This window comes from Streptomyces malaysiense (genome assembly GCF_000980885.2).
GTDB lineage: Bacteria > Actinomycetota > Actinomycetes > Streptomycetales > Streptomycetaceae > Streptomyces > Streptomyces malaysiense.
Genome location: NZ_LBDA02000012.1, coordinates 331,473 through 357,468, shown reverse-complemented (window position 1 = coordinate 357,468; position 25,996 = coordinate 331,473). Strand labels below are relative to the sequence as shown.

General features: G+C 72.2%; 23 protein-coding genes. 13 read left to right on the top strand and 10 right to left on the bottom strand.

Annotation, left to right across the window (positions count from 1 at the left end; all coding sequences use genetic code 11):
* The first annotated feature begins 74 nt into the window (after positions 1–74).
* Complete coding sequence (locus VT52_RS07300; RefSeq protein WP_046421818.1) at positions 75–800, top strand: TetR/AcrR family transcriptional regulator; 726 nt, start codon at positions 75–77, stop codon at positions 798–800.
* A 107-nt stretch (positions 801–907) separates the two neighbouring features.
* Here the strand turns inward: VT52_RS07300 and VT52_RS07295 are convergent, their stop codons facing one another.
* Together VT52_RS07295 and VT52_RS07290 are read right to left on the bottom strand one after the other, a co-directional pair.
* Positions 908–1,927, bottom strand: coding sequence for a polyprenyl synthetase family protein (locus VT52_RS07295; RefSeq protein ID WP_046421817.1), 1,020 nt, complete (start codon positions 1,925–1,927; stop codon positions 908–910).
* The gene (locus VT52_RS07290) at positions 1,924–2,964 is read right to left on the bottom strand and encodes a tetratricopeptide repeat protein (protein ID WP_046421816.1); all 1,041 of its coding nucleotides are present in this window, start codon (positions 2,962–2,964) and stop codon (positions 1,924–1,926) included. The genes VT52_RS07295 and VT52_RS07290 overlap by 4 nt, the downstream gene beginning before the upstream one ends.
* A gap of 518 nt (positions 2,965–3,482) precedes the next feature.
* Here VT52_RS07290 and VT52_RS07285 point away from each other — a divergent pair.
* On the top strand, positions 3,483–4,658 hold the full coding sequence (locus VT52_RS07285) for a CapA family protein (protein WP_053055511.1): 1,176 nt from the start codon (positions 3,483–3,485) through the stop codon (positions 4,656–4,658).
* Between the two features lie 237 nt (positions 4,659–4,895).
* On the opposite strand, the gene VT52_RS07280 is transcribed toward VT52_RS07285, so the two are convergent.
* Complete coding sequence (locus tag VT52_RS07280) at positions 4,896–5,909, bottom strand: YihY/virulence factor BrkB family protein (protein WP_046421815.1); 1,014 nt, start codon at positions 5,907–5,909, stop codon at positions 4,896–4,898.
* A gap of 536 nt (positions 5,910–6,445) precedes the next feature.
* Here VT52_RS07280 and VT52_RS07275 point away from each other — a divergent pair.
* Together VT52_RS07275 and VT52_RS07270 are read left to right on the top strand one after the other, a co-directional pair.
* The gene (locus tag VT52_RS07275) at positions 6,446–6,709 is read left to right on the top strand and encodes a GlsB/YeaQ/YmgE family stress response membrane protein (protein ID WP_046421814.1); all 264 of its coding nucleotides are present in this window, start codon (positions 6,446–6,448) and stop codon (positions 6,707–6,709) included.
* A 258-nt stretch (positions 6,710–6,967) separates the two neighbouring features.
* Positions 6,968–7,393, top strand: coding sequence for a DUF6003 family protein (locus tag VT52_RS07270; protein ID WP_046421864.1), 426 nt, complete (start codon positions 6,968–6,970; stop codon positions 7,391–7,393).
* A 47-nt stretch (positions 7,394–7,440) separates the two neighbouring features.
* On the opposite strand, the gene VT52_RS07265 is transcribed toward VT52_RS07270, so the two are convergent.
* The 3 genes from VT52_RS07265 to VT52_RS07255 all read right to left on the bottom strand — a co-directional run bounded on the left by VT52_RS07265 (position 7,441) and on the right by VT52_RS07255 (position 9,715).
* Positions 7,441–7,833 (bottom strand): DUF2267 domain-containing protein, encoded by a 393-nt coding sequence (locus tag VT52_RS07265; RefSeq protein ID WP_046421813.1) that lies wholly within the window; start codon positions 7,831–7,833, stop codon positions 7,441–7,443.
* A gap of 75 nt (positions 7,834–7,908) precedes the next feature.
* Complete coding sequence (locus tag VT52_RS07260; protein ID WP_046421812.1) at positions 7,909–8,412, bottom strand: hemerythrin domain-containing protein; 504 nt, start codon at positions 8,410–8,412, stop codon at positions 7,909–7,911.
* Positions 8,413–8,668: 256 nt separating this feature from the next.
* Positions 8,669–9,715, bottom strand: coding sequence for a LacI family DNA-binding transcriptional regulator (locus VT52_RS07255; RefSeq protein WP_046421811.1), 1,047 nt, complete (start codon positions 9,713–9,715; stop codon positions 8,669–8,671).
* A 218-nt stretch (positions 9,716–9,933) separates the two neighbouring features.
* Between VT52_RS07255 and VT52_RS07250 the strand changes: the two genes are divergently transcribed.
* From VT52_RS07250 to VT52_RS07220, 7 genes are all read left to right on the top strand, one after another.
* On the top strand, positions 9,934–11,220 hold the full coding sequence (locus VT52_RS07250; protein ID WP_046421810.1) for an ABC transporter substrate-binding protein: 1,287 nt from the start codon (positions 9,934–9,936) through the stop codon (positions 11,218–11,220).
* Between the two features lie 6 nt (positions 11,221–11,226).
* Positions 11,227–12,171: a carbohydrate ABC transporter permease gene (locus VT52_RS07245; RefSeq protein WP_046421809.1), complete on the top strand. Its 945-nt coding sequence runs from the start codon at positions 11,227–11,229 to the stop codon at positions 12,169–12,171.
* Positions 12,168–13,076, top strand: coding sequence for a carbohydrate ABC transporter permease (locus tag VT52_RS07240; protein ID WP_046421807.1), 909 nt, complete (start codon positions 12,168–12,170; stop codon positions 13,074–13,076). The genes VT52_RS07245 and VT52_RS07240 overlap by 4 nt, the downstream gene beginning before the upstream one ends.
* A 67-nt stretch (positions 13,077–13,143) precedes the next feature.
* Positions 13,144–14,400 (top strand): glycoside hydrolase 5 family protein, encoded by a 1,257-nt coding sequence (locus VT52_RS07235; RefSeq protein ID WP_107481256.1) that lies wholly within the window; start codon positions 13,144–13,146, stop codon positions 14,398–14,400.
* The gene (locus VT52_RS07230; RefSeq protein ID WP_046421805.1) at positions 14,397–16,412 is read left to right on the top strand and encodes an endo-beta-N-acetylglucosaminidase; all 2,016 of its coding nucleotides are present in this window, start codon (positions 14,397–14,399) and stop codon (positions 16,410–16,412) included. Before VT52_RS07235 ends, VT52_RS07230 begins: the two co-directional genes overlap by 4 nt.
* Positions 16,413–16,462: 50 nt before the next feature.
* Entirely contained in the window at positions 16,463–19,483 is a 3,021-nt protein-coding gene (locus VT52_RS07225) for an alpha-mannosidase (protein ID WP_046421803.1), read from the top strand.
* 124 nt (positions 19,484–19,607) lie between these two features.
* A complete protein-coding gene (locus VT52_RS07220) occupies positions 19,608–19,895 on the top strand; it encodes a hypothetical protein (RefSeq protein WP_046421802.1) in 288 nt (95 codons plus the stop codon).
* Between the two features lie 331 nt (positions 19,896–20,226).
* Here VT52_RS07220 and VT52_RS07215 read toward each other — a convergent pair whose 3' ends face one another.
* Positions 20,227–21,120, bottom strand: coding sequence for an NADP-dependent oxidoreductase (locus tag VT52_RS07215; protein WP_046421800.1), 894 nt, complete (start codon positions 21,118–21,120; stop codon positions 20,227–20,229).
* Between the two features lie 69 nt (positions 21,121–21,189).
* Here VT52_RS07215 and VT52_RS07210 point away from each other — a divergent pair, with 69 nt between their 5' ends.
* Entirely contained in the window at positions 21,190–21,795 is a 606-nt protein-coding gene (locus tag VT52_RS07210) for a TetR/AcrR family transcriptional regulator (RefSeq protein WP_046421799.1), read from the top strand.
* Between the two features lie 104 nt (positions 21,796–21,899).
* On the opposite strand, the gene VT52_RS07205 is transcribed toward VT52_RS07210, so the two are convergent.
* On the bottom strand, positions 21,900–22,580 hold the full coding sequence (locus VT52_RS07205) for a class I SAM-dependent methyltransferase (RefSeq protein WP_046421862.1): 681 nt from the start codon (positions 22,578–22,580) through the stop codon (positions 21,900–21,902).
* A 586-nt stretch (positions 22,581–23,166) separates the two neighbouring features.
* Here VT52_RS07205 and VT52_RS07200 point away from each other — a divergent pair.
* Entirely contained in the window at positions 23,167–23,493 is a 327-nt protein-coding gene (locus VT52_RS07200) for a hypothetical protein (RefSeq protein WP_053055510.1), read from the top strand.
* Positions 23,494–23,593: 100 nt separating this feature from the next.
* On the opposite strand, the gene VT52_RS07195 is transcribed toward VT52_RS07200, so the two are convergent.
* Both VT52_RS07195 and VT52_RS07190 read right to left on the bottom strand, forming a co-directional pair.
* Positions 23,594–24,049 carry a GNAT family N-acetyltransferase gene (locus tag VT52_RS07195; RefSeq protein WP_046421797.1) on the bottom strand — a complete coding sequence of 152 codons (456 nt, stop codon included), beginning with the start codon at positions 24,047–24,049 and terminating at the stop codon, positions 23,594–23,596.
* A gap of 178 nt (positions 24,050–24,227) precedes the next feature.
* Positions 24,228–25,952 (bottom strand): acyl-CoA dehydrogenase family protein, encoded by a 1,725-nt coding sequence (locus VT52_RS07190; RefSeq protein WP_046421796.1) that lies wholly within the window; start codon positions 25,950–25,952, stop codon positions 24,228–24,230.
* Between the last annotated feature and the right edge of the window lie 44 nt (positions 25,953–25,996).

Below are 25,996 nucleotides of genomic sequence, written 5' to 3'. Positions count from 1 at the left end.
GGTGACCCGATGGAACACGAGGCGGCTTGTTAAGGTCTACGGCGTTGGCATAAGGAACGCGAGGCGGTGACACGGTGCCCAAGAAGGTGGTTCCGGAGGCGGAGCGGCGCAGGCGGCGGCCGACCCGGCAGGGCACCGTGCTGTCGGAGCGGCTGATCGTGCGGACGGCTCTGCGGATGCTCCACGAGCACGGAGCCTCCGGGCTGACCGCCCGCCGCCTGGGCACCGCTCTGGGGGCCGACCCGAGCACGCTGTACCGCTACTTCGCCGGCCTGGACGGCCTGACCCGAGCGATCGGCGAGGAACTGATGGGGCGGGCCCTGGACAGCTGGACGCCCACCGGGAAGTGGCGCGCCGACCTGCGCGCCCTGGGCCTGGCCGTGCACGCCTCGTACCTCGCCCATCCGCACGCCGCACTGCTGACGGCCAGCCGCGTCACCGGCCGGCCCCGCGAGATCGCGGTCGACGAGACGATCCTCGGCATCCTGCGCGGGGCGGGCTTCGATGACGCGGACGCCGTCGGCGTGTACCACGCCTTCATCGACCTGGCGCTGGCCTTCGCCGCCCTGGACGCGGGCGCACTCGCCATCAAGGACGAGGTCAGGGAGGCGGACGAGGACATGTGGACCTCGACGTACGCCCGACTGCCCGCGGAGACCCATCCGCACATCGCCGCCACCGCACATCTGCTGGCGGACCGGATGAACCACAGCGCCTATCCGGTCATGCTGGACACCCTCCTGGTCCAGGCCGAGGCACGGCTGGCCACCGCGCGGCACCGGGGCACCGGCACGACCTGAGGGGACCCGCGGCCGCGGACCCTGGTGTCGCACCGGGTCCGCGGCCCGCAGCCGTCGCGGGTGTCCGCCGTCACCGCTTCTCCGTCTCGTGGTCCGCGGGCGCGGTCCTACAACTCGCGGCCGACCAGGAAGTCCAGCAGCGTGAGGAGATCCTCCGCTGCTCCGGCGGCCAGCGGTGCGCGCGCGAGGAGGGTGCGGGCGGTGGCCGTGTGCGTGCGGGCCTCGGTCAGTGCCGCCGTGCGGCCGCCGGCCGTCTCGATCAGCTCGGCGGCCTCCTTGGCCCGCTCCGGTGAGTCCAGCAGCTCGGGCAGGGCGCGGGCCGCCGGGGTGTCCAGAGCGGCCAGCACCGGGTAGGTCTTCTTGCGCTCCCGCAGGTCGCCGCCCGCGGGCTTCCCCGTGACGGCGGGGTCGCCCCAGATGCCGAGCACGTCGTCGACCAGCTGGAAGGCGATGCCGAGATGCCGCCCGGCCCGGTCCAGCGTGCCGGTGGTGTCCTCGTCCGCTCCCCCGAGCAGGGCGCCCAGCGCACAGGCGCAGCCCAGCAGGGCACCCGTCTTGGCCTCCGCCATCGCCCGGTACTCCTCGACCGTCACCCTGTCCGGCCCGGTCCACGGCCGGCCGGTGAAGAGCAGGTCGTCGGCCTGTCCGCGCACCAGGTCGGTGAGGGCCGCCGACAGCAGCCGCACGGCACGGGCGCCCTGCGGCACGGCGGCGAGGGTCTCCACGGCCAGCGCGAACAGGGCGTCACCGGCGAGCACCGCCGGGCCCGTGCCGTATGCCTTCCACACGGCCGGGCGGCGGCGCCGGGTCGCGTCGCCGTCCATGATGTCGTCGTGCAGCAGCGAGAAGGTGTGCACCAGTTCCACCGCGACCGCCGCCGGGATCCCGGCCCGCGCGTCGGCACCCGCCGCCCGAGCGCCGAGGACCGCCAGCGTCTGCCGTACGCCCTTGCCACCCGGTGTGGTGGCCGGTGCGCCGCCCACCTCGCACCAGCCGAAGGAGTACGCGGCCATCTCGGCGGTCCACGGATGCAGCCGGCCCACCGCCCGGCGCAGGGCCGGGCGCACCAACGCGGCGCAGCGGGCGAGGACTTCGGGCGCGCCGGGCGGAGCCTTCAGCGCGGTCACCGTACGGCCTCCGTGTCGAGTTCGAACTCCTCCTGGGCGCGGACCACCAGCCGGTGCACGTGCTTGAGTCCGCTGCCCTCCAAGGAGCCTGCCAGTCGGGCGAGTTCGGCGGCCGTCTCGTCGCGGTCCCGGCCGAGCCGCGCCAGCGACTTGGCGAGGCCCAGGCGGGCGAGGGCCTCGCCGCGCGGCTCGCTCATCGCACGGAATTCCGTCAGCGCCAGCTCGTACATCTGCCGGGCCTCCTCGTGACGTCCGGCCCGGTACAGGACGTTGCCTCGCATCTTGTGGTTGTAGGCCAGCGCGCTGGACAGGCTCATCGCGCGGCAGCCGGCCTCGGCCCGCGACAGCAGTTCCAGTGCTTTCTCGGTGTCCTTGTCGCGTACCGAGAGGATGTCCGCAAGGCCGCGCAGCGCCCAGGCGTGGCCGCGCCGGTCCTCGGCCCGGTCGGCTATCTCCGCCGCCTCCTCGAACAGCTCGTACGCCCGGTCGTAGTCCCCGGTGTTGCGGTGCATCTGGGCGATGCCCTCCAGCGCCCACACCGTGTGCCGGGCCTCGCCGCGCCTGCGGGCCTCGGCCAGGAGCTGCTCGTGCAGCCGGCCGACCGCCTCGTAGTCGCCCTGGATACGGCCGGTCTCGGCGAGTCCGGCCAGCGAGTAGCCCCGGCAGACGATGTCACCGGCCCGCTCGCCGAGTTCGGCCGCGAGTCCGAGCAGCCGCCAGGCCAGCGGGAACGCCCCGCGCTGCCGGGCGAGGGTGCCGCCGCTCCACAGCGCCCACGCCATCGCCCCGGTGTCACCGGCCTCCCGAGCGGTGCGGTAGCTCGCCTTCCATGCCTGGTCGGCTTCCCGCACGTTTCCGAGCCGCCGGTGCGCCTCTGCTACCGCGAGCCCGCAGCGGGCGGCCTCGGCCGGATGCCCGGAACGCTCGGCCTCGCGCAGCTTCTCGATGCCTTCCGCCAGTACATCCGTCAGAGAGGAGTTCACGGACAGGGTGGTCAGGGCGCCCTGGTACTCGGGCGCGAAAGCCTTGCCGTACATACATGCCTTTCTATGCACGCCGTGTATACACAACGTGCATAGGGAGTCGGAGACACGCCCCGTCCGGGAGGACCGGGGTGTGTCGGTCTGTTGTCGATCAAGACGCGGGTACGGCGGCGGGGGTTGTCCGGGTGGTGCGGGTCATGATGTGAAGGTTCCGTGCCGAGGGCCCGACGCCGCTGTTCGGCAGCGCCGTTCAGTGCCGCGACGTCCAGGCCGCGTGGCCCGCGCCCGAAGCGCGGGACCTCACCCTTCGTCAGGGTCGCCTCCGCAGGCTCGCTCGTCGCCTTCCGGCTCTCGGCGGCGTCGTACCGGACGTCTTCGACGCGCTCGGCCGCGACAGGTTCCGGCCGGCCTCGAAAGGCCGGGACCGGTCCGAGTCGGCCACGACGAAGGTGGGCTCCCTCGGACGTCTTCGGTGCCGGCGGTCCGGACACCGCCCACACGGAACGGAGACGGGCCGGAACACGCCGGTGACCTTCCGTGAAGGGTGCGTGGCCGCTTCGTAGCATGATCCGGTGATCACGTCCGGCGGACAGTGTCCGCAGCAACGGCGCCCGCGGCACAGGTCGGTATGGCACCGCCTGCTCGCCCTCTGCCTGCTCGGGGCCGGCGTGGGGGTCGTCGCGGCGTGCGGGTTCCACGGCGGCCCGGGGGATCCGTCCCCCGCCGACTCTGCCCGGCCCTCCGCACGCAGGGCCGGGACCACGGCGTCCGGTGCGCCGGCGGCGCCGTTCCCGCACGGCACCGTACGAATCGCCGCCGTCGGCGACGTCGTCATGGGTTCGCTGCCGGACGACCTGCCGCCGGACGGCGGCGCCTCGTTCTTCGACCCCGTCGACGACCTGCTCACCGGGGACGTGGTGCTCGGCAACCTGGAGGGCACGCTCGCCACCGGCGGCTCCAGCAAGTGCGACCACATCGACGGCCCGAACTGCTTCGCGTTCCACGTCCCGCCGTCCTACGGCCACTGGCTCAGGAAGGCCGGGTTCACGGTCATGAACACGGCGAACAATCACATCGACGACTTCGGGGCGGAGGGGCGGCGCGAGACGTTCGACGCGCTGCGCTCCGCGAACGTGCGGTTCACCGGACGGCTGGGCCAGATCACCATCCAGCGGGTGCACGGCATCAGGGTCGCGCTGATCGGGTTCGCCCCCGACCGAGGGGCGAACGACCTGACGGACATCCCGGCCGCGAAGCGACTCACCGCCCGCGCCACGACGATGGCGGATGTCGTGATCGTCACGATGCACGCCGGCGCGGAGGGTTCGGACCGCACACACGTGGAGCCCGGCACCGAGTACTTCCTCGGCGAGAACCGGGGCGACAGCCACCGCTTCGGCCATGCGGTGATCGACGCCGGGGCCGACCTCGTCATCGGCAGCGGCCCGCACGTGATGCGGGGAATGGAGTTCTACAAGGGACGGCTGATCGCCTACAGCCTCGGCAACTTCACCGGCTACGGGGTGCTGGGCCTCGGCGGTACCCTCTCGACCAGCGGCGTGCTGCAGGTCACCCTCGGCGCCGACGGCACCTACGTGTCCGGGCACTTGCGCCCGACCCGGATCGTGGAGCCCGGCACACCGGAGCCGGGCGGCGACGCGATCGACCTCGTCTCCGGCGTGTCGGAGGAGGACTTCGGCCCGCACGCCGCCCGTATCTCGGCGGAGGGTGCGATCCGGCGCCCGTAGTCACGCACGGGGAACGCCCGCCTCGACGACACCCGTCCCACTCTCGTCCCGCTCCCGGCGTACGACCGCCGCGCTACCGGTGGAACCGCGGGAGGACCGGGCCGGCGTGGACCGCCTCACACCCCGCACCGCGGTGACGGCCGGCCTGGCACCGGCCGGCGTCGTGACCGGGGCGCCTCAAAGTCATCGACGCGGCCGGTGGGGGTAGGCGGGCCCGCCGGGTGGAGGGGGCCGTCCTCAGGGCCGGTCGTCCGGCGGTTCCTCCCGCCGGGGCCCGGGCGGCGGCTCGAAACGCACGCTCACCTTCTGGAACCCCTTGAAGGCCTCGGTGGCGGCGTACGACCGGTAGGCGCGGCGGTCGGCGGCGCTCAGCCGCACCCGGTCCGTGAACGGCGTCAGCAGGCTGCGGGGCCACAGCCGCATGACCCGCACGGCGCCCGCCTCGGCCGCCGCGACGAAGATCAGGGCTCCGACGTAGAGCCAGGCGAGCAGGCCGAGGACGATGCCGAACATGCCGTAGGTGGCGGTGGCCCCGCGCAGCACGTGACTGACGTAGTAGGACCCCACCCATTGCAGCGCCTGCCATGCGAGGGCACCCCCCAGCGCCACTGCGGTGAGCCGGCGCAGGGGCAGCGCGCGCTGGGTCAGCAAGCGGTAGCTCAGAAGCAGCAGGAAGGCGTTCAGGCACACGGACCCCGCGGTCGCGGCGATCCAGCTTCCGCCCCTCAGCCGCACGCCCAGCAGGTAACTCTGTGCGGCCACCACCGAGAGCAGCGTGGACGCGCACAACCCGACCGCGAGGAGCAGCAGGAACACCAGTCCCTTCAGCCGTGACCGGAGCGGGTCCGGACGGGCGTGCCGCGGGACCGCCCAGATCTTGTTGAGGGCGTACTGCGCGGCCTGGGCGACACCGAGCGAACCGTAGACACTGGCCACGATGCCCGCGGCGAGTGCGACCCCGCTGCCGTGGAAGGAGTGGATGTTGTGCCCGAGCTGGTCGCCGATGACCGGGAACTCGCTCAGCGCCGAGTCCATGACCCGCTGCTGAAGAGCCGGATCACCGCTGAGGAAGGTGCTCAGGACGGCGACGAGGATCAGGAGGAGCGGGAAGAGCGAGAGGAAGCCGTAGTAGGCGATCAGGGCCGCGAGGTACACGCCCTGATCGTCGTAGAACTTGTACACGACGGCGAGCGGCAGGCCCACCCAGTGGTGGCGCCGCTGGAAGCCGTCGACGCGCTCCAGGACTCTCATGGCCGGTACCCGGGTCGCGCCGGCGGTTCCCCGCCGGGCCTCGGGAGACCTGCCCGCGTCGGGTCGCGGACGAGCGGTGCGGCCCGCGTCCGCATGAGCGTCCGGGCGGCCGTCGGCTCGGTGCGTTCCGCGGCGGTCCCCGCTCGCAGCGCGCGGGTCTCGATGTGTTCGTACGGGGGTCTCCGCCCGGATCCGGGTGCCGGCCGCATGGGAACCACTCCTCGGTTGTCCGCGTCGTGCCCAGGGAAGTCTGCGTATGTGGGTGCAGTGTCAGGAGTCTCCCCCCGTCCGGCCGCGAAACGGGTACGCGGCGGCCGCCGTCCCTCTTTCACCGAAGGGTGCTTTCGACCAGGACGTGCTCCCGCCGAGGACGCGCTTTCGTTGAGGACGCGCTTTCGCCGAGGACCCGGGAGGATCTTCGGTCCCGGGAAGAAGTCGAGGACCCCGGTCTCGCATACGCCGCTCCATGTGGGATATCCGCAGGCATGTGAGAGCCCCGCCCCGGGGGCACACAGCGGAACGGAAGGAACATCCTCGTGGGCATCATCGCCTGGATCCTGATCGGTCTCATCGCGGGCGCCATCGCCAAGGCACTGACCCCCGGCAAGGACCCGGGCGGCTGCCTGGTGACGATGCTGATCGGCATCGCGGGCGGGCTGCTGGGCGGCTGGCTCGGCAAGGTGATCTTCGGCGTCCATTCGATCAACGGCTTCTTCAGCCTCTCCACCTGGATCGCCGCGATCGTGGGTTCCGTGATCGTGCTGCTGCTCTACCGAGTGGTGTCGGGGCGCTCGCGCTGACCACGCACGAGGAGGGCGGCTCCCGCGGGGAGCCGCCCTCCTCGTGCGCGTGATCTTCCGTGCACCGGTGTCGCGCCCGGCATCGGCGGCTGCCCCGGGCCCGCGTCGTCCGGCCGGGAAAGACGGGTGGCGGCGCACCTGGAGTTGAACCCGGAGGAGTGATCCGGGCGAGTGGGCGAGGCATGCGCGGGCAGAGCGCATTCTGAGGGGATAGTGATGACGTCCCTGCCCTGCTTCTCCGAAAGGGGTGTCACGGCCATGGCCGACGATGCCTGCCTGTTCCTCCTCCCCGAACGCCATCCGCGTCTGGGGGCGGCCCTGTCGGCGGTCGGCGAGCTGGACTGCGCCGAGAGTCCGGCGGTACTGGGCTGGCTCCACGCGCACGGGACACCCGCTTCCTCCGAGCGCGTCAGGATCGTTCCGGCGGGCTCCGAGGTGCTCATCCCCGAGGAGGCGGAGCGGCTGCCGGTCCCTCTCAGCGAGGAGGAGACACTGCGGGTCGAGCACGCCTGCGCGCCCGCGTCCCTGACGGACATGGAGTCCGAGCTGCTCAGCTTCCGGGACACCACCCACGACTGGCAGTCGCTGGTGCACCGCGCCCTGACCGCCGGTGTCCCCGCGCCGCGCATCGCCCAGCTGACCGGCCTGGATCCGCGGGACATCGTCCAGGCCGTCGGCGACTGACCCCGGGCGCCGGCCGCCGGCGCCCGAGCCCCGCCCCGCCCAGCAGGTCATCCGGGGTCCGTGCGACCGAACAGGCCGGCGTGCCCCGGTGGCAGCTGGGTGAGCAGCCGACGCAGCAGCGCGTGGTCCGCGGCCTCGGCGAGGGTGGGCAGTACGGCGTCGATCTCGCGCCTGGCCTCGGCCACGTCCTCGTTGCTGTGGTCGGCCACGGCTCGGACGAACGACGCGGGCGACAGCGCTTCGCCGGCCGGCTCGGCAGCGGTCAGCAGCGGCCCGCACCCCGCGGGGAGCAGGGCGGCCAGGTCCGTGCGGTCGGCGCCCACCAGGTGGGCGCCGAGAACCTCCAGCACGTTCCGCACGGCCCTGGCTCCCTCCTGCGGTCTGTCGTAGCGTGCGCGTGCGGTGACCTGGGTGATGAAGGTGTCCAGGCTCATTTCCATGGCGGCTCCTGTCGTAGGTCTCTCCCCGCGGCGGTCCGGATCGTCCGGGCCGGTACGGCCGGTACGCACCGGGCGTCACGCGGGGGCGGCGGTCCGCACCATGCGGTGCACGTTGGCGACGCTGCCGCAGCGCGCCGTCAGCAGGTCGGCTTCCGTCCGGGCGAAACCGGCGCCGAGTTCCTCCCGGCAGTGCCGGCTGAGGCTCTCCCGCACCTTGTTGACGAGAGTGCGTTCCTCCTCGTCGTTGTGGCGGGCCGTGGCGGAGGCCAGTTGCTGGAGCCTCCAGTCCCATTCGGCCGAGCCGATCTCCCGCACCCGCAGCAGCGCGTAGAGGACCTTGACGGCTTGCAGGTGTGCGTTCTCGATGTGCTCGACCGTGTCCGCGTCCGCGTCCTCGAAGGAGGCGAGGACGGGGTGCACCGAGGCCCTCTCGGCCTCACCGTGAGCGACCATCAGGTGCGCGAAGTCATGCAGCGCGCTCCGGCGATCGGCCTCCGTGCTGCGCATGAGACGGAGCAGCTCTTCCATCGCCCGGTGATCCTCCAGGATCATCTCGACGACATCCCGGGTCGGTGTCATGCGATGCGCCTCCCAACTGGAGTGGCTTTCACCTCCCGCTACCCGCACCGATGTCAGAGATTCCCCAATATGACCCGTTTGCCCAGTCCTTCCAGCTCAAGCAGGGTTCAGGATCGACACGCCGAACTCGCCACCCAACGGAGGTGGGGGAGCGAAGACATGACGGTCCCTCAGTTCCAGCCGTCGGTTCGGCCGGACGAGGTCCGGGCCACCGAGGAGCACGGGCGCACGCCGGTCCCGTCCGGCGCGATGGACGTCATGCCCCCCGCGCCGCCCCCGTGCTCTCCCGTTCGATCAGGCGGGGCACCGGCACCCTGACCGTCCTGGCCGGGCCGCCGTCGAGCAGTGCGGTCAGCTCACGTGCCGCGGTGCGGCCGAACTCCACGCTGTCCCGGGACAGGGCCGACAGCCACGGCTTGACCATGCGGCACAGGGCGGAGTCCTCCCAGGCCACCACCGACACGTCGGCCGGCACGGAGAAGCCGAGTCCGGCGGCGGTGGCGACGCCCGCGAGGGCCATGACGTCGTTGTCGTAGATCAGGGCGGTCGCGGGAGCGGCCGAGCCGAGGACACGGCGGGTGACGGCGGCGCCCGCCGCGTCCGAGTAGTCGGTGGTGATCGACTCCACGCCGGTGAGCCCGCGCCGCCGGGCCTCGGCCCGCAGTGTCCGGATCCGCCGCTCGGTGTGGGCGAGGCCGGACAGCCCGGCGATGTGCACGATCCGCCGGTGGCCGAGGGCGTACAGCCCGTCCACCACCGCTGCCATCGCGCCGGCGTCGTCGGCCCACACCGTGGACAGCCCGGGGTGCCGCTCGTCGGGCGCGCCGCCGATCACCACGGCGGGCAGGCCGAGTTCGTCGAGCAGGTCCGGGCGCGGGTCTTCGGTGCGCGGGTCCACCACCAGGACGCCGTCCACCCGGTGCTCGGCCCACCACCTGCGGTAGACCGCGCACTCGTCCGGTACGCCCTCCACCACCTGGAACAGCAACCCGAGGTGACGCTCCGCCAGCACTTCCTGGATGCCGGAGACGAGTTGGAGGAAGAAGGAGTCGACGCCGAGGGTGTCGGCGGGCCGGGCCAGCACCAGACCGACCGTGGCCGCGCCCTCCCCCGACAGCGCGCGGGCCGCCGTGCTGGGCCGCCAGCCCAGTTGCTCGGCGACCCGGCGCACCCGTTCGCGGGTGACGTCGGAGACGCCCGGTCTGCCGTTGAGGGCGAAGGAGACGGCGCTCTCCGAGACACCGGCGCGGCGCGCGATGTCCTTCATCGTCGGCCGACGCGCCGGGGACCGCTTGGCCGGCATGCTCGCCTCTTTTCTCAGCAGTGATCACTAAAGCGCTTGAGCAGATGAAGCCTAAAGCGCTTTAGTGTTGCTTGGCAATACTCTCGGATTCCTCTCTGACCTGCACTGATGTTCCACAGACAGCTTTAGTGACTTCAAATCCATTGACTTCCCCCGGAGGTGGCGGGCATGGTCCTTGCCGACACCAGCCGAAGACGCCGCAAGGGAGCCGTGTCACCGTGCCCATGTCCCGCAGAGCACTCGCCGCCGCCGTCACCGCCCTCGTCCTGCCGCTGAGCGCCTGCGGCTCCGGCGGCGGTGGCGGCTCGACGGACGCCTCCGGCAAGGTGGAGGGCGACATCACCTTCCAGACCTGGAACCTGCGCGCCAACTTCAAGGACTACTTCGACGGCCTGATCGGCGACTTCGAGAAGAAGTACCCGGGCACCCACGTCAAGTGGGTCGACCAGCCCGCCGAGGGCTACGCCGACAAGATCAGCGCCGACGCGGCCGGCGGCACCCTGCCGGACGTCGTCAACGTCTCCCCCGACCTGGTGGCACCGCTGGCCAGGGCGGGCCTGGCCATGGACCTCGACAAGGCCGCCGCGAAGTACAAGGGCGAGTACCTGCCGGGCGCCTGGGCCGGCCACCAGGTCCCCGGGATGACCGGCACGTACGCCTTCCCCTGGTACCTGAACACCGGCCCGCTGTTCTACAACAAGGCCCTGTTCGAGAAGGCGGGGCTGGATCCGGAGAAGCCCCCGAAGACGTACGGCGAACTCTTCGCCGACGCGCTGCGGATGGCGGACGAGTCGGGCGGCAGGGTGGCCACCCTCGCCAACATCCCCACCATCGAGGACTTCGGCCGCTACGGCGCCTCCCTCATGGACAAGGCGGGCACCGGCTTCACCTTCAACGACGCCAAGGGCGTCGAACTCCTGACCAGGTACAAGCAGTTGTACGACGCCAAGGCCCTGGACGCGCGGGCGCTGAACGCCACGCCCGAGTCGGCCGGGAAGGAGTTCCTGACCCAGGCCGTCGCCATGAACCCCGGCAGCGCCCTGGACCTGGACAACTTCAAGAAGCAGGCGCCGAGCCTGTACAAGAACATCGGCATCACCGACCAGATCACCAACACCGGCCACGTCAACATGTACGTGATGGGGTTGATGGTGAACTCCCGGACCAGGCACACGCCCGCGGCCGTCGCCTTCGCCCACTACGTCACCGACGCCGAGCACCAGATGTCCTTCGCCAAGAAGGTCGCCATCTTCCCGTCCACCGCCGGTTCCCTCGACGACCCGTACTTCACCGAGGAGGACGGCACCGACGAGACCCGGGTGCGCGTCGCCGCCGCCAAGTCGCTGAAGAGCGCGGTCAACTACACGCCCGTACTGTTCAGCGACCAGATGAAGACCGCGCTGCGCAACGAGGTCGGCAAGGCGCTGCAGGGCAGGCAGAGCCCGAAGGCCGCGCTCGACAACGCTGTCAGGGCGTGCGACCGGCTACTGAAGCAGCAGGGATAGCACGCCATGGCCACCTCGACCGCCCCCCGGACGCATGCGTCGCGTCCAGGGCGGCCCCCGGAGCGGCGCCGGGCGATCCGGATCCGGCGCCAACTGCCCACCAGTCCCTGGCTGTTCGCCGCCCCCGGACTGGTGATCACCGGCGGGTTCATCCTCTACCCGTTCGTCTCCACGGTGATCAACGCCTTCACCGACCGCCGCACGCTGCTCCCGGGCCGGTTCGTCGGCCTCGCCAACTTCCGCGAGCTGCTGCACGACGACATGTTCTGGATCGGCCTGCGCAACAGCGTGCTGTACGTCGTCGGCGTCGTCCCGGCGCTGGTGCTGCTGCCGCTGCTGCTCGCCCTGCTGGTGCAGAAGAACATCCCCGGCATCACCTTCTTCCGGTCCGCCTTCTACACCCCGGTCGTCGCGTCCATCGTCGTGGTGGGGCTGATCTGGGTGTGGCTGCTGGACGAGCGCGGCCTGGTGAACTCGCTCCTGGAGACGATCGGCGTAGGCAAGGTCGGATTCCTCAGCGACCAGTGGCTGCTGCTGCTCAGCGCCATGGCCGTCACGGTCTGGAAGGGCCTCGGCTACTACATGATCATCTACCTGGCGGCGCTCGCCAACGTGCCGCGCGAGCTGCACGAGGCCGCCGCCGTGGACGGCGCGGGCCCGGTCAGGCGCCTTTGCACCGTCACCGTGCCCGCCATCCGCTCCACCATGGTCCTGGTCGCCGCGCTCTCCTCGGTCTCCGCCTTCAAGGTGTTCTCCGAGGTGTACCTGCTGGCGTCGCCGAGCGGCGGCCCGGCGGGCGAGGACACCACCCTGGTGATGCTGGTCCAGCGCACCGGCACCGGCCTGACCGGCCGGGTCGGCTACGCCTCGGCGATCTCACTCGTCGTCTTCGCCGTCACCGTCGTCCTGATGCTGCTCGTGCTGCGCGCCGACCGGAGGGAGGAGCCGTGAGCGTCGCCGAGAAGGCACCGGAGAGCGGCGCGCGGCCGGACCGTGCCCGCGCGCCCCGCTTCACCGACGACAGCGGCCGGCGCGTGCCGGGGTGGGAACTGGTCCTGCGCTACGTGTTGCTGACCGCCGTACTCGTCCTGACCGTCGGCCCGTTCGTGTGGCAGCTGTCCACCTCGTTCAAGGGCCCCACCGAGGACATCTTCAGCTCCCCGCCGAAGTTCCTGCCCGGCCACCCCACCCTGCACAACTACGAGCGGGTGTCCGAGACCATCCCGGTCTGGGACTACGCCCTCAACTCCCTCAAGGTCGCCGCCGCCAACGTCGTCACCAACTGCGTCGGTTCCGCCCTCGCCGGCTACGCCCTGGCCCGGCTGCGCTACCGGGGCCGCCGGGCGGCCGCCCTGGTCTTCGTCCTCGCGATGCTGGTGCCCGCGGAGGGCATCGTCATCGCCCAGTTCACGACCATGCGCGAACTCGGCCTGAACAACACGCTCATCGGCGTCGTCCTGCCCGGCTCCATCGCCGCGATGAACGTCCTGCTCATGCGCAACGCCTTCCTCAACCTGCCCTACGAGATCGAGGAGGCCGCCTACGTCGACGGCGCCGACGTCTGGCAGCGGTTCCTGCGCATCGCGCTGCCCTCGGTCAAGGGCACCCTCGCCGTCGTGGCGATCTTCGCCTTCATGGGGGCCTGGGACGACTTCCTCTGGCCGCTCATCGTGCTCAGCGACCCGTCCAGGTTCACCCTGACCATCGGCCTCAACTACCTCCACGGCACCTTCGCCAACGACGAACGCCTCGTCGCGGCCGGCACGATCATCGCCGTGGCACCGCTGATCGCCCTCTTCGCCTGCCTCCAGCGCTACTTCTTCCGCGGGGTCGGCGAGGGCGCGGTCAAGGGCTGATCCCGGACCGGCCGGCACGACCGGCCCCAGGCCCCCTCCCGGACCCCACTGCCGCAAGGACCCCCGTATGCCTTCTGCCGTGCGCTTCGGCGTCAACTACACCCCGAGCCAAGGGTGGTTCCACCACTGGCTCGACTTCGACCTCGACGCCGTACGCGCCGACCTGGACTCCGTCGCCGCGCTCGGCCTGGACCACATCCGGGTCTTCCCGCTGTGGCCGTACTTCCAGCCCGACCGCGCCCTCATCCGCCCCCGCGCCGTGGAGCATCTGGTGCACCTGGTCGACGCCGCCGCGGAACGCGGGCTCGACGTCAACGTGGACGGCCTGCAGGGGCACCTCTCCAGCTTCGACTTCCTGCCCGCGTGGACCCGCACCTGGCACCGTCGCAACCTCTTCACCGACCCCGAGGTGCTCGACGGGCAGGCCGCCTACCTGCACACCCTCGCCGCCGCCCTGGCCGACCGGCCGGGCTTCCTCGGCATGACCCTCGGCAACGAGGTCAACCAGTTCGCCGCCGGCCCCCACCCGGACCCCGACCGGGCCACCGCCGACCAGATCGACGCCTGGCTGGAGCGCATGCTCGCCGCCTGCGAGAAGGGCGCCCCCGGCAAGCCGCACCTGCACGCCGGCTACGACGCCACCTGGTACCAGGACGACATGCCCTTCACCCCGGCCCAGGCGGCCCGGCGCGGCGCCCTCACCGCCGTCCACTCCTGGGTCTTCAACGGCACCGCCCAGCGCCACGGCCGCGCCTCCGTGGCCACCGAGCACCACGCCGCGTACCTGATCGAGCTGAGCAAGGCCTGGGCCGGGGACCCGCACCGGCCCGTCTGGCTCCAGGAGGTCGGCGCCCCTGCCCCCCTCGTCCCCGCCGAGCACGCCGCCGCCTTCGCCGAGGCCACCGTGGCGAACGCGCTGGACTGCCCCGACCTGTGGGGCATCACCTGGTGGTGCTCCCACGACGTCTCCCGCGACCTCGCCGACTTCCCCGAACTCGAATACGGCCTCGGCCTGCTGACCAACGACCGCCGACCCAAGGACCTCGCCCGCGTCCTGTCCCGCGCGGCCCGCGGCCACACCTACGCGCCGGCCCCGCGCACCACCGCCCTCACCGTTCCCGCCGACCCGGCCGCCCGCTCCCGCTGCGCCCCCGGCGGCGATGTCTTCGAGGCGTTCTTCCGGCTGACCGCCGACGGCGCCCGCCCCACCACCGTCCTCGACACCCGGGCGACCGACCGGGACCACCTGACCGCCCGCGCGCTCCGGGAAGTCGTCACGCCCGACCGGGTACTGCGCACACCCCGAGGAGGCACCCGCTCGTGAACCCCACCAGACGCACCGTCCTGCTCGCAGGCGCCGCCGCGCTCCTGTCCGCGCCGCCCGCCGGCACCGCCGAGGCCGCCCCGAAGACGACGGCCGCACTCCAGCCGTACGCCTCCTACTGGTTCCCGGACTCCCTGCCCGCCGGCAGCCCCGGCCCCGGCATCACCTGGCGCAGCCTGAAGACCTGGCGCGCCGCCACCGACGCCGACCTGCCCTTCAACGCCGCCGCCACCCCGCTCGCGCCCCGCTTCACCCCGACCCCGGTGAACACCACCGCCCGCGCCGGGCAGGCCCGCGTCCAGTGCCTGGTCTCGTTCGGACCCACCTCCTCCAACCCCTCCCAGGGTTCGGACACCGCCGACTACTACGCCCTCACCCACTGGGCCTACATGGACGAACTGGTCTTCTGGGGCGGCTCGTCCGGGGAGGGCCTGATCCTCGCGCCGAACGCGCCCGTCGTGGACGCCGCCCACCGGCACGGCGTTCCCGTCCTCGGCAACGTCTTCCTGCCGCCCGCCGCCTACGGCGGACAGCTCCGGTGGATCCGCGACCTGGTGCGAAGGGACGCCGCCGGCCACCACCCGCTCGCCGCCCAGCTCGTCGCGGTCGCATCGGCGCACGGCTTCGACGGCTGGTTCGTCAACGCCGAGACGGGCGGCGGCGACAGCGCCCTCGGCGCCGACATGCTCGGTTTCGTCACGGAGCTGAAGCGGCTCGCCACCGCCGCGGGGCAGCGGATCACCTGGTACGACGCGATGACCGTGAACGGCTCGGTGAGCTGGCAGGGCGCGCTGAACGAACGGAACCAGGCCCTCTTCCAGTCCGCCGACGACATGTTCGTCGACTTCCGCTGGAGCGCCTCCTCGCTCGCCTCCTCCGGACACAAGGCCGTACGACTGGGTCGTGACCGGTACGAGTTGTGGGCCGGCGTCGACGTGGAGTCGGGCGGCTGGAACACCTCGGTGGACTGGGACGCCATAGTGCCGGCCGACCGCCCGCACGTCACCTCCCTCGGCCTGTACCGGCCCGAGTGGACCCGCGGACACCTGCCCGCAGGCCACACCCCGGAGGACTTCCACGCCGCCGACGACCGGTTCTGGACCGGGCGCTCCCTCGACCCGTCCCGTCCCGACACCACCGACGGCTGGCGAGCCCCCGCCGTGTCCGTCGCCGACCGGTCGACCGTCGCCTCGCTGCCGTTCGCGAGCGTCTTCAACACCGGCCACGGACTGCGCTGGTACGAGAAGGGCGAGGTCACCTCCGACAGGCCCTGGAACCATCTCGGCCTCCAGGACCGGCTGCCCTCCAGGCGCTGGGTGGTGCGCACCGACGGCGGGCGGCCCACGGTCGCCCTCGACTTCGCGGACGCCTGGCGCGGCGGCAGCAGCGTCCTCGTGGACGGCGCGCTGGACCGTCCCGCCGTGCTGGACCTGTACGCGACACGGCTGCCGGTCCGCCCCGGCACCGTCGTCGAGCTGACCCATCGCACGGACACGGGGGCCGTCCGGGTCGAGCTGGCCGTGGCGACCGCGGAGCCGGACACGGCCGGTGCCGCACCGCCGTACACCTACCTGCCGGTGCCGGCCGGGCCGGGCGACGGCTGGCACATCTCGGCCGTCCGGCTCGACGGCCTGTCCGGCACCGTCCACGCCCTCGGTGTCCGGCTCACCGCCACCGGCGGCGGCCCGGTCGGCTGGCGGCTCGGCGCCCTCTCCGTCCACGACCGCACCGACACCCCGGCCGCCCCTCGTGGCCTGCGGATCACCGCGGCGTCCGGCGGCGACCTGCGCCTCGCCTGGGACCACCCGGCCCCCGGCACGGTACGCCACTACACCCTGCACCGCGTGCTGCCCGACGGCACCCGGCGCTTCCTGGGCGGTACCGGCCAGCGGGCGTACTTCACCGGCGGCCAGGCGCCCGCACCGGGCGAGTCCGCCGTACGGATCGAGGTGCGGGCGGTAGGAGAGCTGTACACCTCGTCCGCCCCCTCGACCGTCATCCACCCGCGCTGACCATCCGCCGGTCCCCCACCCGCCGAAACCCGACCTACGGAGCATCCCGCATGCATGACGACCGCAGTCTGGCCGAAGCCCGCCTCAAGCGGGTCCTCGACGAGCGCATCCGCCCCGCCGTGTACCCCGAGTCCGTCCCCCTCGAGGTCGCGGTGTGGCACGCGCCCGGCGAGCCAGTTCCGGTCGCCGACGCGCTGGCCGCGGAGCCGGAACCGATCCGGGTGGGCGCCCGGTGGGGTGCTCCGTGGGGCACCAGCTGGTTCCGGGTGAGGGGTACGGTGCCCGGCGAATGGGCCGGGCGGACCGTGGAGGCACTCCTCGACCTCGGCTTCGACGAGAACATGCCCGGCTTCCAGTGCGAGGGCCTCGTCTACCGCCCCGACGGCACCCCGGTGAAGGGTCTCAACCCGCGCAACCAGTGGGTGCGCGTCGGCGCGCCCGTCGCGGGCGGCGAGGAGGTACGACTGCACATCGAGGCCGCCTCCAACCCGGTCGTCCTCGACTACCACCCGTTCCTGCCGACACAGCTCGGCGACAAGGAGACCGCGGGCGGCGAGCCGCAGTACACCCTGACCCGCATGGATCTCGCGGTCTTCGACGAGACCGTGTGGCAGCTGGTGATCGATCTGGAGGTGCTCGGCGAGCTGATGGCCGAGCTGCCGGTGGACTCCCCGCGCCGCCACGAGATCCTGCGCGCCGTGGACAGGGCGCTCGACGCCGTCGACCTCCAGGATGTCAACGGCACCGCCGACCGGGCCCGCGCACGGCTCGGCGGTGTGCTGGCCGCGCCCGCCGTGCCCTCCGCGCACCGGGTCAGCGCCGTCGGGCACGCGCACATCGACTCCGCCTGGCTGTGGCCGCTGCGCGAGACGGTGCGCAAGGTGGCCCGGACCACGGCCAACATGACCGCCCTGCTGGAGGACGAACCGGAGTTCGTCTTCGCCATGTCCCAGGCGCAGCAGTGGGCGTGGGTCAAGGAGCACCGGCCCGAGGTGTGGGCGCGGGTGACGGAGGCGGTGGCCGACGGGCGGTTCGTGCCGGCCGGCGGCATGTGGGTGGAATCCGACACCAACATGCCCGGCTCGGAGGCCATGGCCCGGCAGTTCGTGCACGGCAAGCGGTTCTTCCTCGACGAGTTCGGCATCGAGAACGACGAGGCGTGGCTGCCCGACACCTTCGGCTTCGCCGCCGGGCTGCCGCAGATCATCAGGGCGGCGGGCTCCACCCGGCTGCTGACGCAGAAGATCTCCTGGTCGCGGACGAACACCTTCCCGCACCACACCTTCCAGTGGGAGGGCATCGACGGCACCCGGATCTTCACGCACTTCCCGCCCGTCGACACCTACAACTGCTCGATGAAGGGCAGCGAGATCGCGCACGCCGCCCGCAACTTCAAGGACAAGGGCGTCGCACGGCACTCGCTCGCCCCCACCGGCTGGGGCGACGGAGGCGGCGGGACCACCCGCGAGATGGTCGCCAAGGCCGCCCGGCTGCGTGATCTGGAGGGCTCGGCGCGGGTGGTGTGGGAGACCCCGCGGGCCTTCTTCGACAAGGCCGAGGCCGAGTACCCCGAGCCGCCCGTCTGGGTCGGCGAGCTCTACCTGGAGCTGCACCGCGCCACCCTCACCAGCCAGGCCCAGACGAAGCAGGGCAACCGGCGAAGTGAACACCTGCTGCGGGAGGCCGAGTTGTGGGCGGCGACGGCGGCCGTACGCACCGGGTTCCCCTATCCGTACGAGGATCTCGACCGGATCTGGAAGACGGTGCTGCTCCACCAGTTCCACGACATCCTGCCCGGCTCGTCCATCGCCTGGGTGCACCGCGAGGCACGGGCGACCTACCGGAGTGTCGGCCGGGAGCTGGACGCGATCATCGAGGCCGCCCAGCGCGCGCTGGCGGGCGAGGGCAGCACACCGCTGGTCTTCAACGCGGCTCCGCACGCCCGCGCGGGCGTACCGGCCGGTGCCGCCGCCACCCCGGTCGGGGCGGGCCGCAGCGGCCTGACGTCCCGTGAGGGTGGCGGGTACGTCCTGGACAACGGCCTGCTGCGCATCGGGATCGACGGCCGCGGCCTGGTCGTCTCGGCGTACGACAACGAGGCCGGCCGTGAGTCGATCGCGCCCGGCGGGGCGGCGAACCTCCTCCAGCTGCACCCCGACTTCCCGAACATGTGGGACGCCTGGGACGTGGACGAGTTCTACCGCAACACCGTCACCGACCTGACCGGCACCGAGTCGGTCACGCCCGGCGAGGACGGCGCATCGGTGCGGATCGTCCGGTCCTTCGGTTCCTCCCGCGTCACCCAGGTACTGTCGCTGGCGGCGGGTGAGCGGCGGCTGGTGCTGGACACCGAGGTCGACTGGCACGAGACGGAGAAGTTCCTCAAGCTCGCCTTCCCGCTGGACGTGCACGCCGAACGGTACGCGTCCGAGACCCAGTTCGGGCACTTCCACCGGCCCACCCACACCAACACCTCGTGGGAGGCGGCCAGGTTCGAGGCGTGCAACCACCGCTTCGTCCACCTGGAGGAGCCGGGCTGGGGCGTGGCGATCGTCAACGACTCGACGTACGGGCACGACGTGACCCGGACCGTCCGCACCGACGGCGACCGCGGCACCACCACGACGGTCCGGGTGTCGCTGCTGCGCGCTCCCCGCTTCCCCGACCCGGAGACGGACCAGGGTGTGCACCGCTTTCGGCACGCCCTGGTGCCGGGTGCGGGCATCGGCGACGCGGTGCGCGAGGGCTGGCGGATCAACGTGCCCGAGCGGCGGGCGGCCGGCGCCGGGGACGTCGCGCCGCTGGTGTCGGTGGCGGAGGACGCGGTGGTCGTGACGGCGGTGAAGCTGGCCGACGACGGCAGCGGCGACGTGGTGGTGCGCTTCCACGAGGCCCTCGGCGGCCGGACCAGCGCCACGCTGACCGCCGGGTTCGAGGTCGCCGGGGTCACGGTGACGAACCTGCTGGAGCGGCACCTGCCCGAGGCGGCGGCACCACGGCGGGACGGCGACCGGATCACGCTGCGCCTGCGGCCGTTCGAACTGGTGACGCTGCGGTTGCGGCGGGCCTGAGGCCCGGGGCCCGAGCGGTCGCCGGCGGCGGCCGGCCGGTTCGGCGACGTCCCGCGTGAACCTCCCCCGCCGGATCCGCGTCTTCCCCGGCGACCGCCACCACTCTCGAACCGGAGAACTCACCTTGACGGACAGAGGCGTTGAGCAGAGCCACGACCCGGGTCGCGGCCCGGTGTCCTGGTGGGCGGACCTCGGCGCGTGGGGGGCCGTCGCGCTGATCGTCCTCGGTGCTCTCGCGGCGGTGTGGGTCTCCTTTCGGCTGCCCGGCACCCCGCAGGAGCCGGCGGCCGGCTACTACGGGGCCGCCAGGGTCGTCGCCATCGGTCTGGTGATCGTGGGAAGCACCCTGGTGAGCCGCCGTCGCGCCCGGTCCAGGGGCACCGAGGAGACCACGGGGACGGAGCGCGCCTGACGCCGCGCGCTGTGCGTGCCCGACCGCGCCGGCCCCGCCGCACGCCGCGGATCACGCGGCCGGTGCGCGGCCGGCGCACGTATGCACGGCCCACGGCCACCGCCCGCGCCGCCGTCCGGCACACCCCCTACCACCGCCGGGCCTTCGGCCCTGGGCGAGTGGCCGGCCGTCGCCGACGGCCGCGTGGTGGGTGCCGGAGCGTCCCCGGGCCGGGCCCGCAGGGACGCGCGGCTGCGCGTCTGCGACTCCGTACCCGTGGTCCGCGGGGCACAGTGGCAGGCCCCGTCCCGACGGACCGGCCCGGCGGACGCGCCCGCCGGTCGCCCCGTTCTCAGACGACCATGACGCGGCGTCCGCGAGTGTGGCCTGCCCGGCTGTCGATGTGCGCCGCCGCGGCCTCGGCGAGCGGATACGACTTCTCGACCGGGATGTGGAGCTTTCCCCGCGAGATGAGGTCGGCGGCCACCGCGAGCGCATCGGGCACGCTCCCGGCCACGCCGGAGAACCGGACACCGAGCCGCGGCGCGCCGAGATCGGCGATGGAGACGACCTTGCGCGGGTCGCCGGTCAGCTCGACCAGTTCGCGGACCACGCCGGAACCGGCCAGGTCGAGGGCAGCGTCGACGGCGCCGAGCCGCCGCACCCGCTCGGCCCAGCCCTCGCCGTACGTCGTGGCGAGGGCGCCCAGGCCGCGCAGATAGTCCTGGTTCGCGGCCCCGGCCGTGCCGATCACGGTGATGCCGCGGTCGCGGGCGATCTGCAGCACCGCCGAGCCGACTCCCCCGGACGCGCCGCTGACCAGCAGTGTCTGCCCGGACCGCACACCGACCTCGCGGATGACGCGCAGCGCGGTCTCCACCACGGAGGGGTATCCGGCCGCCTCTTCGAACGTCAGCCCCTCAGGCATACGGGCCCAGGCCGACAGCACGGCGAACTCGGCGTAGGTGCTGGAGCCTTCGCCGAACACCGGGTCGCCGATCTCGACTCCTTCGACGCCCTCGCCGACCTCGTCCACCACACCGGCGGCGTCCAGCCCGACTCCGGAGGGCAACTCGACCGGATGGGCCCCCAGCTTCTGGCCCTCGCGGATCCTCCAGTCGACGGGATTCACGCCCGCCGCCCGCACGGCGACGCGTATCCGGCCGGGACTCGCGTGCGGCTCCTCGGCGTCCACGAGGCGCAGGACGTCCGGACCGCCGAACTCGTCGAAGCTCACTTTTCTCATGCGGAGATCGTAACACTAACGGTTATGTTTTTGGATCTGTTGCAGATTCGTATTTGATAGTGTCCCGGCATGACCGTGCCGATCGGACGCCGTGAACGCAAGAAGGCCGCGACCCGCAAGAAGATCGCCGACACCGCCCTCCGGCTCTTTCTGGAGCGCGGGTACGAGGCGGTGGGGATCCGGGACGTGGCCGCCGAGGCCGATGTGGCCGTCACCACGCTCTTCTCCCACTTCGCCGCCAAAGAGGCCCTGGTGTTCGAACGGGACGACGACTTCGAGCGATGCCTCACGCGGGCGGTCACCGGCCGGGCGCCGCACGAGCCGCTCGTCCCCGCGCTGCACCGCGAGGTCCAGTCCCTGGTCCGGCACTGCACGGCGGACAGCGCCCTCCCGGTCCGGCGACTGATCGACGGGTCTCCCGCCCTGCGGGAGTACGAGGAGTCGATGAGGCTGCGCCACGCGGAGTCGCTGGCGGCGGCCATCGCCGGCGATCCCGGCCTGTCGAAGGGCACGACGGCGAACCGGACGATCGCGAGGTTCGTGATCGACGCCTACTCACTGGCCCGCGAGGCGTCCGACCCGGACGCCGCCCTGGACGAGATCTTCCGGATGATCGAGGCGGCCTGGGCCGTCGCCCGCACGCCGGCGGACACCACCGGCACGGCCGGACCGTAGTCGGCGCTCGGCCCCACCCGACACCACCCCTCCGGGAAGCCGTCGCCAAAGGGCGCACGGCTCGCGGGGCGGCGCCGGGCGGCCGGCCGCGGGCCGAGGGATCCTCAGCGCAGTCGCCGCACGCGCAGCACCAGGTCGTCGGCATGGTGTGCGCCGGCACCGCCCTCGGGTGCCACGCGTGGCCGCCGCTCGTCCACCTCCACCCGCCAGTCGCCGTCGAGCAGTTCCGCGACGGCCGAGGGCCAGACGTAGTCAGCCGGGTCGAAGCCGCTGTCGCGCGCCTGCCCGTCGTCCATCCCCGCGTGGTGCACGAGCAGCAGCACACCGCCGGGCGCGACGGCCGCGAGCAGAGCGCGCTCGGCCGCGGCATCGGGGGTGCGCAGCAGGGCCGGGTACTGCGCGGAGACAAGGTCGAAGGAGGCCGGCGGAAGCCCGGCCTCCGTAAGTGCGGCATGGACCCAGTGAACGGTGAGGCCGGCGTCCCGCGCGTGCCCGGCCGCCCGCTCCAGCGCCACGCCCGAGACCTCCAGCGCCGTCACCTCCCATCCGGCGCGCGCGAGCCAGACGGCGTCCGCGCCTTCGCCGCAGCCCACGTCGAGCACCCGTCCAGGGGTGAGCCCGGCGGTCTCGGCGACGAGCGCACCGTTGGGCCGGCCGCTCCACAACTGCGGCCGTTCGGCGTACCGTTCGTCCCACTCCGCCCGGAGCGCGGGGTCTCCGGCGTACCCGCCGGCGGCCGAGGGAGCGGTGGACCCGGGGGATTCTTCAGCGATGTCGTCGGTCACGGGACCCACCGTCACCCACCACGCGCCGGCCGCACCACTCCTGTTGCCGCTCCGGCAAAACGGCGCTCCGGACCCGGGACGGGCGGGCGAGCTACCGGGCGGCTCTCGCCGGCGACGCGACGTTCTCGTGGCGGTGCCACCGGACCGGGCGGCGAGCGACACCCTCGGTCCGCTGGAACGCGAAATACGCACGCACCGTGCCCGCATGGAGAGCATGCGGAGAGCAGGCAGAGCGAGTAAGCGTCGTGCAGGGCCTCGATGGACGTCTCGGGGGCGATCCAGGAACAGTGCAGAAACTCCGCGGCGCCCGTGCGCGGTCGGCGACCAAGCTCCGCATCTGGGCCAGGCCCAGGCCGTGTGTCCGGCGCGCGGCGGCGGGGAGGGTTTCGGGAAGGCATCGCCGCGTCCCCCTTCGTCCTCCAGGACCTCTACGGCGCCACACCCCAGACCTACGCCCTGCTCTTCGGACTCAACGCCGCCGGGATGGTCGGCGTCGGCAGCTCAACGGCCAAGTGCTCCCCGCCGCTTCCCCGTCCATGCGATCGCCACCACCGGACTCGCCCTCCTGTTCATCGCCAGCCTGGCGATGCTCGCCCTCGCAGCCGGCGTATTCGGCCACCCCAGCCTGACGGTCGTCTGCGCGGTGCCGTTCGTCCTGATCTCCAGCCTCGGGCTGCTCATCGGCAACGCCAACGCCCCGGCCATGAACCGCACCAGCCACGGCGCCGGAGCCGCCGCCGCACTCCTCGGGTCCTCCAGCTTCCTCATCGGCGCCCTCGTATCGCCCCTGGCCGGTCTCACCGACAGCGCCGTCCCCATGGCCCTCATCCAGACCCTCGCCGCAGCCCTGGCCCTGATCTGCTTCGCCACCCTCACCCGAAGCCGCTTCGCAGCCGCCGACCAGCAGCCATGAACCCCTGGCCGGGGTCCCGGCGCGAGAGCCGCCGGGGCCCTCGCGATCTCACGGTGAGCAGTTGACCGCAGCTGCCACACCAGCACCTCCGATACACGCCCTAGAGCAGTTGCGTCATGAACGCGCTGTTGGGGTCTTCCTTGTAGTCGGCGAAGGGCGCGCAGTACTCGAACTCGAACTTCTCGTACAGGGCTCGGGCCGGCCGGAAGAAGTCGGTCGTACCGGTCTCCAGGCTCAGCCTGGAGCACCCCATGCGCCTGGCCTCGGCGATGATGTGCGCGAGCAGCTTCGAGGCGATTCCGCTCCGCTTGCGCGAGGGGGCCGTTCGCATCGACTTGACCTCGGCGTGGCCGACATCGAGTCGTCTGATCGCGCCGCAGCCCACCAGGGTTCCGCCGTCCTCGATCGTCCAGAAGGTCACCTCGGGCTTGCGCAGCCCTTCCAGGTCAAGTGTGTGCTTGCTCTCCAGGGGAGTGATCGACCTCAACTCCCTGACGTGCGCGTCGAGGAAGTCGATGATCTCGGGTCCGGAGAGGTCGTCCACCGAGATCTTCATCCTGCCACCTTCCTGGTGCGGTTGCCGGCCATCGTCAGGTTGCCACGAGGAGCCCGCGGGCGAAGAACCCGGTAGCCGACGCCTGGGCCGGGTACCGCTCCCCCGTGCGGATGCCCACCCCGTCGGCGAGTCGGCCAGGTTGATCATCCAGTCGGAGTTCCCGCAGTGGGAGTCGGGGCTACGGGGCCATTTCGTACGCCCCGGACAGCGCTTCGACGCGCTGCCAGACCCGGTCCGTGCGGGTCTGGTCCGGCACGGGGCGGCGGATCGCGCCGAGGGCCCAGTTCCGCTGTTCCTCGGTCGCCGAGTCCTTGCCGTGCAGTTCGACGGCCTGTGCGGAGAAGTCCCTCACGAGGACGGCGAAGAGTTCGTCGAGCACGTCCGGGTCGAGCCCGGTCAGGGCGGCCTGCTCCAGGACGAGCTGACCGTGCACGACGAGGGCGAAGAGCTGGCCGACCGCGAGGAGGAGGTCGAGGTCGCGGCTCTGCTCCGCGTCGGGAGCGGCGGTCGTGACGAACGCGCAGAGCGCGTCGGCCTGTTCGCGCAGGCGGCTCACGTTGGGCAGGTGCGCGTACGCGTCGAAGGCGGGCCGCCAGTCGTGGAAGCGCACCGAGCCCAGGCCGCGGGCCGGGCCCTGCTTGAACAGGAAGTCGTCGTCCGCCGCGTCATGGCGGGTCGGCACCGCGGGGTACTCGGCGGGGTCGAGGAGGTGACTGCGCAGGAACTTCAGGATCAGCGCCAGGTTGACGTGGACCGTGCCCTCCAGCTTCGGCAGGCCCCGGATCTCCACGGCCGCCTGGGCGAAGTAGTTGTCCTTCTCGAAGCCCTTGGCGGCGATGACGTCCCACATCAGGTCGATGACCTTCTCGCCCTCCGTGGTCACCTTCATCTTCGTCATCGGGTTGAAGAGCAGGTAGCGGCGGTCGTCGGGGCCCGCGCAGCGGAAGTAGTCGACCGCGCGGTCGCTGAACGCCTTCATGCCGACGAGCCGGACGTACGCGTCGGTCAACTCCCGCCGCACATGCGGGAAGTCGGTGACTGGACGGCCGTACAGGACGCGGTTGCGGGCGTGGGTGACGGCCTCGTACATCGCGTGCTCGCAGATGCCGATCGAGGCGGTGCACAGGTTGAACTTGCCGACGTTGACGGTGTTGAGGGCCGCGTCGAAGGCGGCGCGGCCCGTGTGCAGGACGTCCTCGGCCGCGACCGGGTAGTCCTCCAGGCGGAACTCGCTGACGAACTTCGAGGAGTCGACGACGTTCTTCACCAGGTGGTAGGCGGGGTGGCGGCTGTCGGCGCCGAAGAAGACGTAGCCGTCGGGGCCTTCGACGTCGGTGCGGCGGCCGAAGACGGAGACGAGTCCGGCGGCGTTGCCGTTGCCGATGTAGTACTTGGAGCCGGTGGCCCGGAAGCCTCCGCCGGCCTCGGGTTCGAGCAGCATGTCGGTGGAGTAGATGTCGGCGCCGTGGGCCTTCTCGGAGAGTCCGAACGCGAACACCTCACCCTGGTCGAGGAGTCCGGCGGCGCGGGCGCGGGCGGCGGCGTTGTCGCTCTGCCAGACCGGGCCGAGGCCGAGGATCGTGACCTGCCACGCGTACCAGTAGTCCAGGCCGTAGAAGCCGAGGATCTCGTTGAGCGCCGCGATCCGGGCGGTGTCCCACCGCTTGTCCGGCTCGTCCGTTCCCGCGGCGGAGGAGGGGGTGAGGAAGGTGGCGAACAGGTTCTCCTTCGCCGCGAAGGCCAGGAAGTCGCCGAGCCACGCGCGGCTGCGGTAGTCCTCGATCAGCCGCCGCTTGCCGCGCTCCTCGAACCAGTCGACGGTGGCCCGCAGCAGGCGGCGTGTCTCCGGGTCGAAATGCGCGGGGTCGTACGTGCGCGGGTTGAACAGCAGCTGGTCAGCCATGGTGAGGGCGCCTTTCGGCTGGTGGTCGGGTGGGAGGCGGGCGG